The organism is Pseudomonas cremoricolorata DSM 17059 = NBRC 16634 (assembly GCF_000425745.1).
GTDB classification, from domain to species: domain Bacteria; phylum Pseudomonadota; class Gammaproteobacteria; order Pseudomonadales; family Pseudomonadaceae; genus Aquipseudomonas; species Aquipseudomonas cremoricolorata.
In genome coordinates this window covers 439,533-454,815 of sequence record NZ_AUEA01000002.1, presented here as the reverse complement: position 1 = coordinate 454,815, position 15,283 = coordinate 439,533, and the positions used below count along the sequence as shown (strand labels likewise).

Annotated in this window: 14 protein-coding genes and 1 pseudogene; 11 read left to right on the top strand and 4 right to left on the bottom strand. The window is 65.7% G+C overall.

Going from position 1 to position 15,283, the window contains the following annotated elements; all coding sequences use genetic code 11:
- Positions 1–144 precede the first annotated feature (144 nt).
- The 3 genes from H618_RS0104395 (at position 145) to H618_RS0104385 (ending at position 2,514) form a co-directional block, all read left to right on the top strand.
- Positions 145–921, top strand: a complete 777-nt coding sequence (locus H618_RS0104395; RefSeq protein WP_028693916.1) for an alpha/beta fold hydrolase — start codon at positions 145–147, stop codon at positions 919–921.
- Positions 921–1,718: an SDR family NAD(P)-dependent oxidoreductase gene (locus H618_RS0104390; protein ID WP_028693915.1), complete on the top strand. Its 798-nt coding sequence runs from the start codon at positions 921–923 to the stop codon at positions 1,716–1,718. The genes H618_RS0104395 and H618_RS0104390 overlap by 1 nt, the downstream gene beginning before the upstream one ends.
- A gap of 142 nt (positions 1,719–1,860) precedes the next feature.
- The gene (locus tag H618_RS0104385) at positions 1,861–2,514 is read left to right on the top strand and encodes a DUF2625 family protein (RefSeq protein ID WP_028693914.1); all 654 of its coding nucleotides are present in this window, start codon (positions 1,861–1,863) and stop codon (positions 2,512–2,514) included.
- 43 nt (positions 2,515–2,557) lie between these two features.
- Here the strand turns inward: H618_RS0104385 and H618_RS0104380 are convergent, their stop codons facing one another.
- The gene (locus H618_RS0104380) at positions 2,558–3,253 is read right to left on the bottom strand and encodes an SOS response-associated peptidase family protein (protein ID WP_028693913.1); all 696 of its coding nucleotides are present in this window, start codon (positions 3,251–3,253) and stop codon (positions 2,558–2,560) included.
- A gap of 104 nt (positions 3,254–3,357) precedes the next feature.
- On the opposite strand from H618_RS0104380, the gene H618_RS0104375 reads away from it, so the two are divergent.
- From H618_RS0104375 to H618_RS0104340, 8 genes are all read left to right on the top strand, one after another.
- Entirely contained in the window at positions 3,358–3,786 is a 429-nt protein-coding gene (locus H618_RS0104375) for a LexA family protein (RefSeq protein ID WP_028693912.1), read from the top strand.
- Positions 3,776–5,047, top strand: a complete 1,272-nt coding sequence (gene umuC / locus H618_RS0104370) for a translesion error-prone DNA polymerase V subunit UmuC (protein WP_028693911.1) — start codon at positions 3,776–3,778, stop codon at positions 5,045–5,047. The genes H618_RS0104375 and umuC overlap by 11 nt, the downstream gene beginning before the upstream one ends.
- A gap of 111 nt (positions 5,048–5,158) precedes the next feature.
- Complete coding sequence (hchA, locus tag H618_RS0104365; RefSeq protein WP_028693910.1) at positions 5,159–6,037, top strand: glyoxalase III HchA; 879 nt, start codon at positions 5,159–5,161, stop codon at positions 6,035–6,037.
- A 206-nt stretch (positions 6,038–6,243) separates the two neighbouring features.
- A complete protein-coding gene (locus tag H618_RS0104360) occupies positions 6,244–6,681 on the top strand; it encodes a GNAT family N-acetyltransferase (RefSeq protein ID WP_028693909.1) in 438 nt (145 codons plus the stop codon).
- Positions 6,682–7,139: 458 nt separating this feature from the next.
- Positions 7,140–7,622 carry a formate dehydrogenase subunit gamma gene (locus tag H618_RS0104355; protein WP_028693908.1) on the top strand — a complete coding sequence of 161 codons (483 nt, stop codon included), beginning with the start codon at positions 7,140–7,142 and terminating at the stop codon, positions 7,620–7,622.
- Positions 7,619–9,169, top strand: coding sequence for a formate dehydrogenase beta subunit (locus tag H618_RS0104350; RefSeq protein ID WP_033727465.1), 1,551 nt, complete (start codon positions 7,619–7,621; stop codon positions 9,167–9,169). The genes H618_RS0104355 and H618_RS0104350 overlap by 4 nt, the downstream gene beginning before the upstream one ends.
- On the top strand, positions 9,166–12,051 hold the full coding sequence (gene fdhF / locus H618_RS0104345) for a formate dehydrogenase subunit alpha (protein WP_028693906.1): 2,886 nt from the start codon (positions 9,166–9,168) through the stop codon (positions 12,049–12,051). Before H618_RS0104350 ends, fdhF begins: the two co-directional genes overlap by 4 nt.
- Positions 12,048–12,260: a formate dehydrogenase subunit delta gene (locus H618_RS0104340; RefSeq protein ID WP_033727464.1), complete on the top strand. Its 213-nt coding sequence runs from the start codon at positions 12,048–12,050 to the stop codon at positions 12,258–12,260. Before fdhF ends, H618_RS0104340 begins: the two co-directional genes overlap by 4 nt.
- Positions 12,261–12,317: 57 nt before the next feature.
- Here the strand turns inward: H618_RS0104340 and H618_RS23385 are convergent, their stop codons facing one another.
- The 3 genes and pseudogenes from H618_RS23385 to H618_RS0104330 all read right to left on the bottom strand — a co-directional run bounded on the left by H618_RS23385 (position 12,318) and on the right by H618_RS0104330 (position 15,233).
- The gene (locus tag H618_RS23385) at positions 12,318–13,085 is read right to left on the bottom strand and encodes a methyl-accepting chemotaxis protein (RefSeq protein WP_425414165.1); all 768 of its coding nucleotides are present in this window, start codon (positions 13,083–13,085) and stop codon (positions 12,318–12,320) included.
- 87 nt (positions 13,086–13,172) lie between these two features.
- Positions 13,173–14,258: pseudogene (locus tag H618_RS23380) on the bottom strand (HAMP domain-containing protein); the annotation flags it as partial.
- 189 nt (positions 14,259–14,447) lie between these two features.
- Positions 14,448–15,233, bottom strand: coding sequence for a sulfite exporter TauE/SafE family protein (locus tag H618_RS0104330; protein ID WP_028693903.1), 786 nt, complete (start codon positions 15,231–15,233; stop codon positions 14,448–14,450).
- Between the last annotated feature and the right edge of the window lie 50 nt (positions 15,234–15,283).

Below are 15,283 nucleotides of genomic sequence, written 5' to 3'. Positions count from 1 at the left end.
TCTCGACTCGGTGAGGGCGCTGCTCGCCCCGCAGCAAGGCGCCTGACCATCGCTGGGGGCGGTCACGTGCGCGTCCTCAGCGAATTAATGAACTCCCGATTTGCTCGCCTGCTCAACTGAGAAATCCCACGAGACAGGCAGGCGATGCTCCCACACAGCGAACAAGGCCAAGGGCCGATCACCTTCGTGCTGATGCACTTCCTCGGCGGTTCGCACCGCACCTGGGGGCCGACCGTTCCTTTCCTCGACCGCACGCACCACTGCGTGGCCCTGAACACGCCGGGTTTTGGCGATGCCCACGATGTGCCGGGCTATTCGGTCAGAGAAATGGCCGATCACATCGACCGCACCATTGGCGAACTCAACCTCAAGCGCTGCATCCTGGTCGGCCATTCCATGACTGGCAAGGTCGCTGTGGTGCTGGCCGCGCGTCGCCCAGAGTACCTGCATGGCCTGGTGCTGGTGGCACCGTCGCCGCCCGGGCCGCAGCCGATGAGCGAGCAGGACCGTGACCAGCAGCGCGAGTACGGCGCCACGCGTGCAGAAGCCGAAGCCTTCGTCGACGATTCGAGCTTCCACCGCCTGCCCGAGCCGTTGCGCGAAGTGGCCATTGCCGATGCCCAGGCCGTCAATCTTGAGGCCTGGCGCGCCTGGGTCGACCACGGCAGCCGGGAAGACTGGCAGGCGCGCATCGGCACGCTGGCGTACCCGGTACTGCTGGTGTGCGGCGCCGACGACGCTCAGGTGCCGGCTGCCGACGAACAACGCCGCACCACCCTTGCGCCATTCCCTAACGGCACCTTGCTGACCCTGCCCGCTGCCGGGCACCTGATGCCGCTGCAGACACCCCAGGCCCTGGCCGAGGTGATGCTCGATTTCGCTGACCGTATCGCTGTGACTATCCCTGAAGGAGAACGTTGATGGACTTAGGCTTGAACAACCGTGTGGCATTGATCAGCGGCGCTTCGGGCGGGATTGGCCTGGCCACCGCGCGTCTGCTGGCCGAGGAAGGGGTGAAGCTGGTGCTGACCGACATGGATCAGCACAAACTGGAGGAATCGGCGAAAGAACTGGGCGGCAATCCGCTGCTGGTCGCCGCTGACATGACCGATCAGGCACAAGTCGATGACCTGGTGCGCCAGGCCGAACTGCGCTTTGGCAAGGTCGACATCGTCGTGCACACCGCAGGCGTCACCGGCGCCAAGGGCGACCCGCTGGAGCTGGCCGATGCCGACTATCAAGAAGCTTGGGAAACCGACTTCTTCAGCGCCGTGCGCGTGGCCCGCGCCACGCTGCCAGCCATGCGCAAGCGCGGCTGGGGCCGGCTGGTGTGCATCACCTCGGAAAACGCCGTGCAGCCCTACTGGGAAGAGGCGGTATACAACGTCGCCAAGGCCGCGCTGGCCGCGTTCATCAAGAACCTTTCGTACAAGGAAGCGGCCTACGGCGTGCTGTGCAACACCGTGGCACCAGCCTTCATCGAAACCGGCATGACCGACGGCATGATGAAAAAGCGCGCCGAAGAGCAGGGCGTGAGCATCGAGGAAGCGATTCAGAGTTTCCTCGAAGAAGAACGTCCAGGCATCGTGCAGAAGCGCCGCGGCCAACCCGAAGAAGTCGCCGCGGCCATCGCGCTGCTGGTCTCCGAGCGCGCCTCGTTCATCAACGGCAGCAACCTGCGCGTCGATGGCGGGTCGGTGCAGAGTGTGCAGAACTGAGGCGAGTCGTTTCCGGCTCGTGCTCGTGCCACCACAAAGCACAGGGCGGTCAATATCGCTGAGCGCTCGGCCGAACTCTGGTGTCTTCAGCCAGTCCACTGGCCCATGCCATTGATTCACGCCTGCTATTGTGAGACCGCCCATGAACACGCTGCACAGCCTGATCGACACTAAAGACCCTGGCCTGCCCGTTTTGCAGGCCCTGATCGATGATGCCGAACGACCTTGCGAGCTGCTGCCACCGGCGAGCGATGCTGCCCAGGTACTGCTGCACCTGAATGTCACTACCCGCTCGTTGCTGGGCGCCGTGGCCTTCGAAACCGGCGGCATCCTTGTAGATCACGGCTGGCTGCGCATCCTCGGCAGCGGACATGAGCGTCTGCCGCGCAACCTCAAGAGCTGCAATACCGATCCGAGCCGCGGCTACCTGCTGATCGCCGACGACGCTGGCGGTGGTTTCTTCGCCCTCAACGGCGGTGGTCTGGGCGCCGATACTGGCGCGCTGTACTACTGGTCGCCCGACGACCTGAACTGGGAAGCGCTGGAGATCGGCTATACGGATTTTCTCGGTTGGGCGCTGAGCGAGCAGTCTCAGCTGTTCTACGAAGGGTTGCGCTGGGCCTCGTGGCAGACCGACGTGCGCGCCATGCGCGCCGATCAGTGCGTGACGTTCTTCCCGTTCCTGTGGACCCGCGAAGGCTCACCTGACGGCAGCGCGCGCAAGGTGGTGAGCGTGGACGAACACTTCGCCCTCAAGCAGGAGTTGGCGCGGCAGTTGGGGGCCGTACAACGCTGAACCCAGGTCCTGCATTGATCGCACACGCTTGAGAGCGGCCGGTTTACGCCAGTGCCAGCGGTTCGATCAGCGTTTCACCGTCATTGCGCACATTGCCCACCGCCGCATTCACGGCGTGCCAGCGAAAATCCGCTGCCACGCGGCAGCCGTCGCGGGCGATGGCCTCGGCCCTCTGCGCCGAGGTGCCGGGGTCGAGCCATTCCCGCGCCAGGGCAGGGCTGAGCACCAGCGGTTTGCGGTCGTGGATGTCCAGCAGCCCTTGGTCGGCGGCGGCGGTGAGGATGACGAAGCCGTCACGTTGATCGCCCGTAGCTGTGCCCGGCGGCTCTGCCAGCGCGGCGAAGAACAGCGGTTCATGCTGGGCGCCGTGGATGTAATACGGCTGCTTGCGCGGGCTGCCGGCGCCGCCGGCCACCCACTCGAACCAGCCATTGGCCGGCGCCAGTGCCCGGCCGTGCGGCCATAGGGCCTGGAAGAAACGCGCGCTGCTCACCGTTTCGGCGCGGGCGTTGATCGGCAGCGGACCCTTGCCGGTGGCCCAGGCCGGCGCCCAGCCCCAGCGCAGGCGATCGACGCTCAGCCCGCCAGGCACCTGGCGGATCACCTCGACGCGGCTGCGCGGAGCGACGTTGTAGCGGTTGATCTGCGCATCGTCATAGCCGTTGATCACCACCAGATCCAGCGCCAGCTGGCGCAGGTAGAAGTCCATGCTTTCGTACAGCGAGTAGCGGCCACACATGCATCACCTCGTGCGTTGGTCGGCTGGCGGCGCGGCGGGATTGACGGCGCAGCGGTGCGCGCAGTTAACTGTACGCATATACAGTTTCTGCTGGAATCCGCGTCATGACCATCACCTTCATCGGCCTGCCGACGGGCGGCCGCCTGCGCATGCCCGTCTATGCCTTTCACATTCCTGCCGGCTTTCCCTCGCCGGCCGCCGACCACCTCGACCGGCCCATCTCGCTCGATGAACTGTTCAGCCTGCGCGCGCCGCACGTGTATTTGGTCAAGGTCGACGGCGACAGCATGCGCGGGGCGGGTATCCATTCCGGCGACCTGCTGATCGTCGACCGCGACAAGCAGGCGAAGCATGGCGATATCGTCATCGCCGCGATCAACGGCGAACCGATGTGCAAACGCCTGCACCAGTGCGCCGACGAGCTCAGCCTGCACTCGGAAAACCCGGCGTTCGTGCCGCGCCGGGTGGGCGAGGGCGATGACCTGGTGATCTGGGGTGTGGTGCGCTACAGCGTGCGCGACCATGCCCAGTGAACGCGTGTTCGCGCTGATCGACTGCAATTCGTTCTATGCCAGCTGCGAGCGGGTGTTTCGCCCCGACCTTGCCAACACGCCGATCGTGGTGCTGAGCAACAACGACGGCTGCATCATCGCCCGCTCCTACGATGCCAAGCCCTACGTGAAGATGGGCGAGCCGTACTTCCAGGCCCGTGAGCGTCTCGAGCGTCACGGCATCGTGGCGTTTTCCTCGAACTATGGGCTGTACGGTGACATCAGCGAGCGGGTGATGACCCTGATCGAGTCGATGGTGCCGGCCTGCGAGGTGTACTCCATCGATGAGTGCTTCGCCGAGCTCACTGGCGTGCCGGGCGATCTGGTCGAGTTGGGTCGGGATATCCGCAGCAAGGTACTGCGTTGCACCGGCATTCCGGTCGGGGTCGGCATCGCCAGCACCAAGACCCTGGCCAAGCTGGCCAACCATGTCGCCAAGCAATATCAGGAGCGCACCGGCGGGGTGGTCAATCTCGCAGACCCGCTCAAGCGCGAGTGGGCCCTGCGCAAGACACCGGTGGAAGACGTATGGGGCGTCGGCAAGCGCCTCACCCGGCACCTGCGCCTGCTCGGCATCCACACGGCCAAGGACCTGTCCGTGGCCGAGCCGCGCCTGCTGCGCCAGCAGTTCAGCGTGGTGGTCGAGAAGACCGCGCGTGAACTGGCCGGCCTGTCGTGCCTGGAACTGGACGACGCCGACGCGCCGAAGCAGGAAATCTGCTGCAGCCGCATGTTCGGCGTGCGCCTTGAACAACTGGCGCCGATCCGTGAGGCGGTGGCCAGCTACACCGGCCGCGCGGCGCAGAAACTGCGCGCCCAGGGTTCGTGGTGCAAGCGCCTGCGGGTGAGCATCCGCACCGGCATTTTCAACCCCCATGAACAGCACCATGCCCAGGCCGCGTTGGTCGAGTTGCCGTACCCGACCAACGACACCCTGCTGCTCACCCGTGCCGCGACCGAGGCGCTGGCCCGGCTCTACCGCCCGGGCTATCGCTACAGCAAGGCGGAGGTGCTGCTGCTCGATTTGTGTCCGGCCGGGCAGTTCAGCAGCGATCTGTTCGCGCCTTCGCAGTCGGCCAGAAGCGAGCAACTGATGGCGGTGCTCGACCAGATCAACGCGCGCTATGGCCGCGAAGCACTGCGCAGCGCCAGCGTGCCCCAGGTGGCCGAGTGGGCGATGCGCCGCGAGCTGATGAGCCAGGCGTACACCACGCGCATGGATCAGTTGTGGCGAGTGCGCTGAAACGCGCGGGCGGGAACGCGTATCGTCGTGTGTCGGTCCAAAGCATCTTGCTGCGGTCGATTGCGCCGTGGCGCCCAAACCCGGCACCGACCCCTCGCACTGGAGATCCCCATGAGCACTTCACGCAGCGACGACAAACGCCCAACCCCCGATACCGCAGAGCACAACGCCTTTTTCCCTTCGCCGTATTCGCTCAGTCAGTTCACCTCGCCCACATCCGACCTCGGCGGCGCCGACTACCCCGCGCCCTACACCGGCGGTCGCTGGAAGGTGCTGGTGATCGGCGCTGATGAGCGTTACCTGCCCACCGACAACGGCACGCTGTTCTCCACCGGCAACCACCCGGTGGAAACCTTGCTGCCGATGTACCACCTCGACAAGGCCGGTTTCGCCCTCGACGTGGCGACGGTATCGGGCAATCCGGTGAAGTTCGAATACTGGGCCATGCCCAGTGAAGACGCCGAGGTCAAAGGCTTCTTCGAGCAGTACCGACCGCAGTTCGCCCAGCCGCGCAAACTGGCCGAGGTGGTGGCCGAGGCGCTGGGCGACGACTCCGACTACATCGGCGTGTTCATCCCAGGCGGCCATGGTGCGCTGATCGGTCTGCCGCAAAGCGAAGCGGTCAGGGCTGTGCTGGAGTGGGCCGTGGCCCACGACAAGTTCATCATTTCCCTCTGCCATGGCCCGGCTGCGTTGCTCGCCGCCGGCATCGGCAAGGACCGCGCCAGCTTCCCGTTCAGTGGCTACAAGCTGTGCGCCTTCCCCGACGTCATGGATGCGCAGACCCCGGACATCGGCTACATGCCCGGGCACCTGACCTGGAAGTTCGGCGAGCGCCTGCAAGCGCTGGGGGTGGAGATCGTCAACCAGGACATTTCCGGCGCCACCGTGCAGGACCGCAAGCTGCTCACCGGCGACAGCCCGTTGGCCGGCAACAACCTCGGCAAGCTAGCCGCCAAGGCATTGCTGGAGGCCGCCAAGAGTGCCTGAAGTCATGCTCTGAAGCGCGGGCCGGACTGACCTGTTCGAGGGCGGTGCCGCGCAGGTGCCGCTCCTTTCAAAGGTACAGAGGCGGGTGCGATGGACGTCATGGCATGCCTCGGCTCTGTACCACGATTTGCGCTCTGGACTGTGCCGCGACGGCTGCGGCGGCGGATGATAGGGTGCCGGGTTCCTGTCCTTTGCCGAGACCTTGCATGGAAGCGCTGATCCGCCTTGCCTGCCTTGAAGACATTGCAGCTATTTTCGCCATCCGTACCGGGGTGGTGGAAAACCACCTGTCCATGGCCGAGTTGGAGGAAATGGGCATTACCCCGGCCGCGATTGCCGAGGCCATCGAAGCCGGACCTTGCGCCTGGGTGGCTGAGGTGGCGGGGGTGGCGGTGGGGTTCTCCATGGTCGACGACGAGGAAGCCTGCCTGTTCGCCGCCTTCGTGCTGCCCGAATATGAAGGCCAGGGCCTGGGCCGGCGTCTGATCGCGGCGGCCGAGCAGCAGTTGTTCGAGCTTCACGCGCGCATCTGGCTGGAGACCGCCGCCGACAGCCGCGCCTGTGCGGTGTACCGGCGCCTCGGGTGGCAGGTGGTGGAAGAGTTGGCGCAAGGCGATGTGCGGTTGGAGAAGGCTCGCAGCTAGCGCTTTTGCGGTTGGCGCGTGGGTGCGGCGTGCCTGAGGTTGGCGCATGTTTCGCGCAAGTCATGGTGGTGTGATCGTGGCAAAGGGCGTTGGTAGCCTGCAGTGGGCCGGCGGGGCCGGCCATCGCGGCTGAACCGCAGCGGCGGACCGTCCGCTACTAAAAGAGCCGCGAAGCTGCTGGAAAGCGCGATGAAGGTTTTTCTTACAAAACTTTCAGCCTTGTGACGTGTCTCTGGTCGCTTTCGGTGCACCTCTGGTCGCCACCGAACAACCGTTTTCGGAGAAAGGTGCCATGCTTTGAGGATGCCATCGGACTGGGCGCGCCAAGATGTCCGGCCGCTGGCACGGAGGGCGACCGTGATCCACGTGACCGTGACGGGGCCGGTACGCCGCAGCTGAACACCGCCAGGTGTGTGCCACTGCAAGGTAGGCGCGCCTGGGTTGCCGAGGTCCGCTGTATGCCTGATGAACTGCACCATCTGCCGTTGATCCATCAAGTCCTGGAGCACGAACGCCACAAGCCTGGCGCGCTGCTGCCCATCCTGCATGCCATTCAGAATGGCCTGGGCTATGTGCCCGACACCGCCGTACCGGAAATCGCCCATGCGCTTAACCTGAGCCTGGCCGAGGTGCGCGGGGTGATCAGCTTCTATCACGATTTCCGCACCACCCCCCCGGCACGCCACACTCTGCGCCTGTGCCAGGCCGAGTCGTGCCGCAGCCGCGGCGCCGAGGCGCTGGCCGCGCAGGTGCGCGAGCAGTTGGGGGTGGATGACCACGGCACCACCGCCGACGGTGCGCTGAGCCTGCGTCCGGTGTACTGCCTGGGCGCCTGCGCCTGCTCGCCAGCGCTGGAACTGGACGGCAAGCTGCATGCGCGGTTGACTCCCGAGCGTCTGCGCGAGCTGGTCGCTGGCTGCATGACGGAGGTGACGGCATGAAACTGTTCATTTCCTGTGATTCCCTGGCCCGTGCGGTGGGCGCCGACGATCTGGTCGAGGCGCTGCTGGGTGAAGCCGAACGCCGCCAGGTGAAGCTGGACATCCAGCGCACCAGCTCGCGCGGGCTGTACTGGCTCGAGCCACTGGTGGAAATCGACAGCGAGCAAGGCCGACTGGGCTTCGGCCCAATCGATAGCGCTGACGCTGCCAGCCTGCTCGATGCCCTGGCCAGCGCTGATTGCCAGCACCCCCAGGCCCTGGGCCTGGTCGAAGACATCCCCTACCTGAAAAGCCAGCAGCGCCTGCTGTTCGCCCGCGCCGGCATCACCCGGCCCACCTCGCTGGACGATTACCGCGCCAACGGCGGCTTCGAGGGCCTGGCCAAGGCCGCATTGATGCCCACCGAGCAGGTGGTCACCGAGGTGCTCGATTCCGGCCTGCGTGGCCGTGGCGGCGCGGCGTTTCCGGCCGGCATCAAGTGGCGCACCGTGCGTGAAGCCCAGGCGACGCAGAAGTACATCGTCTGCAACGCCGATGAGGGCGATTCCGGCACCTTCGCCGACCGTATGCTGATGGAAGGCGACCCGTTCCTGCTGATCGAAGGCATGCTCATCGCCGGCCTGGCCGTCGGCGCCAGCATGGGCTACATCTATGTGCGCTCGGAATACCCGGACGCCATCGCCGCGCTGAACGAGGCGATCATCATCGCCCGTGAAGCCGGCTACCTGGACAGCACCGGCAGTGGCGTGGCCTTCGACCTGGAGGTGCGAGTCGGTGCCGGTGCCTACATCTGCGGCGAAGAAACCGCTCTGCTGGAGTCACTGGAGGGCAAGCGCGGCATCGTCCGTGCCAAGCCGCCACTGCCGGCGCTGGAGGGCCTGTTCGGCCTGCCGACCCTGGTGCACAACGTGCTTACCCTGGCCTCGGTGCCGATCATCATGGCCCGCGGCGCGCAGTACTACCGCGACTTCGGCATGGGCCGCTCGCTCGGCACCTTGCCGTTCCAGCTGGCCGGCAACGTGCGCCAGGGCGGGCTGGTCGAGCGCGCCTTCGGCCTGACCCTGCGCGAGCTGGTGGAAGGCTATGGCGGCGGCACCGCCAGTGGCCGGCCGCTGAAGGCCGCGCAGGTGGGCGGCCCGCTCGGCGCCTGGGTGCCGCCGGAACACTTCGACACCCCACTCGATTACGAAGCCTTCGCCGCGATTGGCGCGATGCTGGGTCACGGCGGGGTGGTGGTGGCCGACCACACCCTCAACCTGGCGGGCATGGCGCGCTTCGCCATGCAGTTCTGCGCCGAGGAATCCTGCGGCAAGTGCACCCCGTGCCGGATCGGTTCGACCCGCGGCATCGAGGTGGTCGACCGCATCATCGCCAGTACCGATGCCGGTGAGCGTGAAGACCACGCCAACCTGCTGCGCGATCTGTGCGACACCATGCAGTACGGCTCGCTGTGCGCCATGGGCGGCATGACCGCCTACCCGGTCGCCAGCGCCCTCAAGCATTTCCCTGCTGACTTCGGTCTGGCCACTCAGGAGGCCGCGCAATGATCAACTACTTCGATCCTGCCAGTGATATCGACCTGGGCACCCCGGCGCGCGAAAGCGCCGTGCAGGTCAGCTTGCTCATCGATGGTCGCAGCATCAGCGTGCCGGCCGGCACCTCGGTGATGCGCGCAGCTGCGCTGATGGGCACCACCATCCCCAAGCTGTGCGCCACCGACAGCCTGGAAGCCTTCGGCTCGTGCCGCATGTGCATGGTCGAGATCGACGGCATGCGTGGCTACCCAGCCTCGTGCACCACGCCGGTCAGCGAGGGCATGGTGGTGCGTACGCAAACCAGCCGCCTGGCCGGCCTGCGCCGCAACGTCATGGAGCTGTACATCTCCGACCACCCATTGGACTGCCTGACCTGTTCGGCCAACGGCAACTGTGAACTGCAGACCGTGGCTGGCCAGGTCGGCCTGCGCGAGGTGCGTTACGGCTACGAGGGCGAGAACCACCTGAGCGAAGCCAAGGACGTTTCCAACCCGTACTTCGACTACGAGCCGAGCAAGTGCATCGTCTGTAGCCGCTGTGTGCGGGCCTGCGAAGACATCCAGGGCACCTTCGCCCTGACCATCAGTGGCCGCGGCTTCGAATCGCGCGTCGCGCCTGCCGGTGGCGACGATTTCCTCAGTTCCGAGTGCGTGTCCTGCGGCGCCTGCGTGCAGGCCTGCCCGACCGCCACCCTGACCGAGAAAAGCCTGGTGCAGCTGGGCCAGCCCGAGCGTGCGGTGATCACTACCTGCGCCTATTGCGGGGTCGGTTGTTCGTTCCGCGCCGAGCTTAAAGGCGACCAACTGGTGCGCATGGTCCCGGACAAGAACGGCGGCGCCAACCACGGCCATGCCTGCGTCAAGGGCCGTTTCGCCTGGGGCTACGCCACCCACCCCGACCGCATCACCAAGCCGATGATCCGCAAGCGCCTGGAAGACCCATGGCAGGAAGTCAGCTGGGATGAAGCGGTGACCTACGCCGCCAGCGAGCTGCGGCGCATCCAGCTCAAGTACGGGCGTGATTCGATCGGCGGCATCACTTCCAGCCGCTGCACCAACGAAGAAGCGTACCTGGTGCAAAAACTGGTGCGCACTGCCTTCGGCAACAACAACGTTGACACCTGTGCCCGCGTCTGCCACTCGCCGACCGGCTATGGCCTCAAGCAGACCTTGGGCGAATCGGCCGGCACCCAGAGCTTCGATTCGGTGATGAAGGCCGACGTGATTCTGGTGATCGGCGCCAACCCCACCGACGCCCACCCGGTGTTCGGCTCGCAGCTCAAGCGCCGCCTGCGTCAGGGCGCGCGGTTGATCGTCATCGACCCACGGCGCATCGATCTGGTCGACTCGCCCCACGCCCGCGCCGAGTTGCACCTGCAACTGCGTCCGGGCACCAACGTGGCCATGCTCAATGCTCTGGCCCACGTCATCGTCACCGAAGGCCTGGTGCGTCAGGACTTCGTCGACCAGCGCTGCGAAACCGAGGCCTTCAACCGTTGGCGCGAGTTCGTTGCGCTGCCTGAGCATGCGCCGGAAGTGCTCGGCCCGACCTGCGGTGTGCCGGCCGAGCAGATCCGCGCCGCCGCCCGGCTGTACGCCACCGGTGGCAATGCGGCGATCTACTACGGCCTGGGCGTGACCGAGCACAGCCAGGGCAGCACCTCGGTGATGGGCATCGCCAACCTGGCCATGGTCACCGGCAACATCGGCCGTGAAGGGGTCGGGGTCAACCCGCTGCGTGGTCAGAACAACGTGCAGGGCTCGTGCGACATGGGCTCGTTCCCCCACGAGCTGCCAGGCTACCGGCATATCTCCAACGAGGCGGTGCGTGCCGAGTTCGAACAGGCCTGGGGCGTGACCCTGCAACCTGATCCGGGCCTGCGCATTCCCAACATGTTCGAGGCGGCCCTCGATGGCAGCTTCAAGGCGCTGTACTGCCAGGGCGAGGACATCGCCCAGAGCGACCCCAATACCCAGCACGTCACGGCCGCGCTGCTGGCCATGGAGTGCGTGATCGTCCAGGACATCTTCCTCAACGAAACCGCCAAGTTCGCCCACGTGTTCCTGCCGGGCAGCTCGTTCCTCGAGAAGGACGGCACCTTCACCAACGCCGAGCGGCGCATTTCGCGGGTGCGCAAGGTGATGGACCCGATGGCCGGCAAGGCCGACTGGGAAGGCACCATGGCCCTGGCCAATGCCCTGGGCTACAAGATGGACTACCGCCATCCCTCGGAAATCATGGATGAGATCGCCCGCCTGACACCGAGCTTCCACAACGTCAGCTACGCCGAGCTGGAGCGCCACGGCAGCTTGCAGTGGCCCTGCAACGAGGCGGCGCCCGACGGCACCCCGACCATGCACATCGAGCAGTTCGTGCGCGGCAAGGGTCGCTTCATGCTCACCGGCTACGTGCCCACCGATGAAAAGGTCAACAGCCGCTATCCGCTGCTGCTGACCACCGGGCGCATTCTCAGCCAGTACAACGTCGGCGCGCAGACCCGGCGCACCGGCAACAACGCCTGGCACGCCGAAGACCGCCTGGAAATCCACCCAAGCGATGCCGAGAGCCGCGGCATCAACGACGGTGACTGGGTGGGGATCGGCAGCCGCTCGGGGCAGACCGTGCTGCGTGCGATGGTCAGCCTGCGGGTGGCACCGGGGGTGGTCTACACCACCTTCCACTTCCCCGAGTCGGGCGCCAACGTGATCACCACCGACAACTCCGACTGGGCCACCAACTGCCCGGAATACAAAGTCACGGCGGTGGAGGTGGCGAAAGTCTTCCACCCCTCCGAATGGCAGAAGCGCTATCAGGACTTCAGCGATGAACAGCGCCGTCTGCTCAAGGATCGCCGTCAACAGCAAGGCAAGGAAAAAGCCGAGGTACGCCGATGAGTACGCACGACAACCTGGTCAAGATGGCCAACCACATCGCCCACTACTTCGACAGCGAGCCTGACCGCGAGCTGGCGGTGCAGGGGCTGAACCAGCACCTGCGCAGCTTCTGGACGCCGGCGATGCTCAAGCAGTTGAGCGAGAAGGCCCAAGGTGAGGCGGCCAACGACCTCGATCCACTGGTGCTGCGGGCACTGCACCGCGCCTGAAAGGAGGGAGGGTGAACGACACGAGGGCCGCAGATGCGGCCCTCGTGCTGCCTGGGGTCAGGACTTGAAGCGCCCGACCAGGGTGTCGAGTTCGCTGGACAGTTGCGAGAGCTTGCCCGAATCGCTCTGCGCGCCATGGGCCAGGCGCTCGACCTGCTGGGCTTCGTCGTAGATCTGCTGGATGTGTCGGTTGATCTCTTCGGCCACGCTGTGCTGTTGCTCGGCGGCAGCGGAAATCTGCAGGTTCTGGTCGCGGATCTCGTTCACCGATTGCTGAATGCCCTCGAAACTGCCGCGGGTGCGCTCGATCGAGGCGACGCTGGTGCGTGACAGCTCCAGGCAGCCGTCCATCTTGCTCGACACCTCGTGGGTCTTGCTCGCCAGGGTGTTGAGCAGCTGGTCGATTTCGGTGGTGGAATCAGAGGTGCGCTTGGCCAGCGCGCGCACCTCATCGGCGACCACGGCAAAGCCCCGGCCTTGGTCGCCGGCACGCGCAGCTTCGATGGCGGCGTTCAGCGCAAGCAGGTTGGTCTGCTCGGCGATGGCGCGGATGGTGCCGAGAATCTGGTTGATGCTGCGGCTGCCTTCCTCCAGCTCGAGCATGGCCTGGGACGACTCGCTGAGCCGTGCGCCCAGGCGGTTGACGCTGTCGGTGGTGACGTCGATCTGCTGCTGTCCCTCGGCCACGCGCTGGTGGCCGCTCTCTGCGGCATTGGCCGCGCTGCTGCACGAGCGCGCTACCTCGTTGGCGGTGGCGACCATTTCGTTGAAGGCGGTGGATACAAGCTCCACGGCCTCGCGTTGGCGTCCGGCGGCATCGTTCATGTTGCCGGCCATTTCGCTGTTGAGCCTCGAGGCGTCCTGCAGGTTGTCCGAAGCTGCGCCGATGCGCTGAATCAACTGGCGGATGGCGGCCAGGAACTGGTTGAACCAGCCTGCCAGTTCGGCGGTTTCGTCCTTGCCTTGAATGTGCAGGTCGTGACGCAGGTCGCCTTCACCCTCGGCAATCGATTGCAGGCCGCTGCTGACCTGGCCGATGGGCCGCACGATCAGCCGGGCGAAGGCCGCTGCCAGCACGGCGAACAACAGCGCCAGGGCGCCGACGATGAATACCGTCAGCCAGGTCATGCGGGTGGCCGCGCTCATCACTTCGCTGGCCTCGATCAGGCCGACGAAGCGCCAGCCCAGGCCCGGCGAGGTCCACACGTTGGCCATGTAGCGCACGCCGTCGATGTCGACCTCGGTCGAGCCTCGCTCGGTGGCGGCCAGTTGCGCGTAGGGCTCGCCCAGGCTCTTGAGCGGCTTGAAGTTATGGCTGGGGTCGCGCGGGTCGACCAGCACCACGCCATCCTCGATCAGCATCACGTAGCCGCTGTCGCCCAGCTTGATGCTGCTGACCAGCTGGCTGAGGTTCTTAAGCGAGACACTGACCACGTATACGCCCTTGGCCGCGCCGCTGGCGTCCTGCAAGGTGCGCGCGGTGCCGACCAGGGCGACGTCGTCTTTCTCGTAGTAGTAGGCCGGGGTGCGCACGGTCTTGCCGGGGCTGGCCATGGCCTGTTTGTACCAGGGCCGGGCGCGTGGGTCGTAGCTGGCCAGTTGCGGATCATCCGGCCACTTGGCATAGGTGCCATCTTCCAGGCCGATCGAGATGATCGCCGCCGCCGGGTGGCTGGCGCCGTAGCGGGCGAACTGCTCGATGACCCGCTGGGCCTCGGCGGGCAGCGCCTGGCTGGCGGCGTCGGCCTTGCGGTAGTCCTTGAGCGTGGTGACCGAGGTGTACACGGGGTCGGTGGCCATCTGCTCGACGTTCTGCGCCGTGGCATCGAAGAACTGGCGCATGTTGCCGTCGATCTGGCGAATCTCGCGGGTGCTGCCGTCGATGAATTGCTCGACTGCCTGATTGCGAATGTTCAGCACCGAGATCACCGCCACCAGGCTCACGGGAATCAGGGCGACAAGGACGAAGGCGAGGATCAGTTTGCTTTTTATTTTCATCGTGACACGTCATCCGTGCAGTGGGGCGAAAGAGCCACGGGTGATGGCTCGTTGCTATCGTCACTGTGTCGGCGGCGTATTGGCAAACATTAGGCGAGCAGGTGTGTACAACTGATCTTTCGATTGTATCGGGGAGGCGGGGAGGCAGCGGCTACCCGGCAGTCGAGGGCCGGGTAGCGGGGGACAGCATCAGAAGGCGAGCTTGCAGCCGATCAGCAGCAGCATGCCGGCCAGGCACGGACGCAGCACCGCGTCGGAAATGCGCCCGGTGAGGTGGCTGCCGAGGTAGATGCCAGGCAGCGAGCCGAGCAGCAGGTAACCGAGCAGCGACCAGTCCATGTTGCCCATGCTGGCATGACCCAGACCTGCAACCAGGGTCAGCGGTACGGCGTGGGCGATTTCCGTGCCGACCAGACGGCGGGTGACCAGGAACGGGTAGAGCAGGAACAGCGCCACCGTGCCCAGCGCGCCTGCGCCGATCGAGGTCAGGGTGACCATGATGCCAAGCACCACGCCGGTGATCACCGTGAGGATGTTCAGCGTGCGGTCGCTCAAGTGGTAGTGATCGCCGGCATGACGATTGGCGAAGGCTTGCAGACGGGATTTGAACAGGATCGCCAGCGCGGTGAGGATCAGCACCACCGCCAGGCCTTGCTTGATGATGGCGTTGAGCGCGGAGGTGTCGGTGTGCAGGGTGCTGAGGAACCACAGCGTCAGTGCCGCGGCAGGCACGCTGCCCAGGCTCAGCCAGCCGGTGATCTTCCAGTCGATGTTCTTGTTGCGGCCATGGACCCAGACGCCGCTGGCCTTGGTGATGGCTGCATAGAGCAGGTCGGTGCCCACTGCGGTTGCGGGGTTGATGCCGAACCAGAGCAGGATCGGGGTCATCAGTGAGCCGCCGCCGACGCCGGTCATGCCGACGATGAAACCTACGATCAGTCCTGCAATGGTGAAACCGAAAGAACCTACATCCATACGCTACTCAATCGTCCAGCTGTGCCCGTTATCGGATGGCAGCCAGCATA

What these genes read in the sequence shown, in the direction of transcription:
- fdhF (WP_028693906.1), top strand. Translation starts at nt 9,166, where the DNA reads ATGATCAACTACTTCGATCCTGCCAGTGATATCGACCTGGGCACCCCG.
- H618_RS0104375 (WP_028693912.1), top strand. Translation starts at nt 3,358, where the DNA reads ATGACCATCACCTTCATCGGCCTGCCGACGGGCGGCCGCCTGCGCATG.
- hchA (WP_028693910.1), top strand. Translation starts at nt 5,159, where the DNA reads ATGAGCACTTCACGCAGCGACGACAAACGCCCAACCCCCGATACCGCA.
- H618_RS0104330 (WP_028693903.1), bottom strand. Translation starts at nt 15,233, where the DNA reads ATGGATGTAGGTTCTTTCGGTTTCACCATTGCAGGACTGATCGTAGGT.
- H618_RS0104350 (WP_033727465.1), top strand. Translation starts at nt 7,619, where the DNA reads ATGAAACTGTTCATTTCCTGTGATTCCCTGGCCCGTGCGGTGGGCGCC.
- H618_RS0104390 (WP_028693915.1), top strand. Translation starts at nt 921, where the DNA reads ATGGACTTAGGCTTGAACAACCGTGTGGCATTGATCAGCGGCGCTTCG.
- H618_RS0104340 (WP_033727464.1), top strand. Translation starts at nt 12,048, where the DNA reads ATGAGTACGCACGACAACCTGGTCAAGATGGCCAACCACATCGCCCAC.
- H618_RS0104395 (WP_028693916.1), top strand. Translation starts at nt 145, where the DNA reads ATGCTCCCACACAGCGAACAAGGCCAAGGGCCGATCACCTTCGTGCTG.
- H618_RS0104355 (WP_028693908.1), top strand. Translation starts at nt 7,140, where the DNA reads ATGCCTGATGAACTGCACCATCTGCCGTTGATCCATCAAGTCCTGGAG.
- H618_RS23385 (WP_425414165.1), bottom strand. Translation starts at nt 13,085, where the DNA reads ATGAACGATGCCGCCGGACGCCAACGCGAGGCCGTGGAGCTTGTATCC.
- H618_RS0104380 (WP_028693913.1), bottom strand. Translation starts at nt 3,253, where the DNA reads ATGTGTGGCCGCTACTCGCTGTACGAAAGCATGGACTTCTACCTGCGC.
- H618_RS0104385 (WP_028693914.1), top strand. Translation starts at nt 1,861, where the DNA reads ATGAACACGCTGCACAGCCTGATCGACACTAAAGACCCTGGCCTGCCC.
- H618_RS0104360 (WP_028693909.1), top strand. Translation starts at nt 6,244, where the DNA reads ATGGAAGCGCTGATCCGCCTTGCCTGCCTTGAAGACATTGCAGCTATT.
- umuC (WP_028693911.1), top strand. Translation starts at nt 3,776, where the DNA reads ATGCCCAGTGAACGCGTGTTCGCGCTGATCGACTGCAATTCGTTCTAT.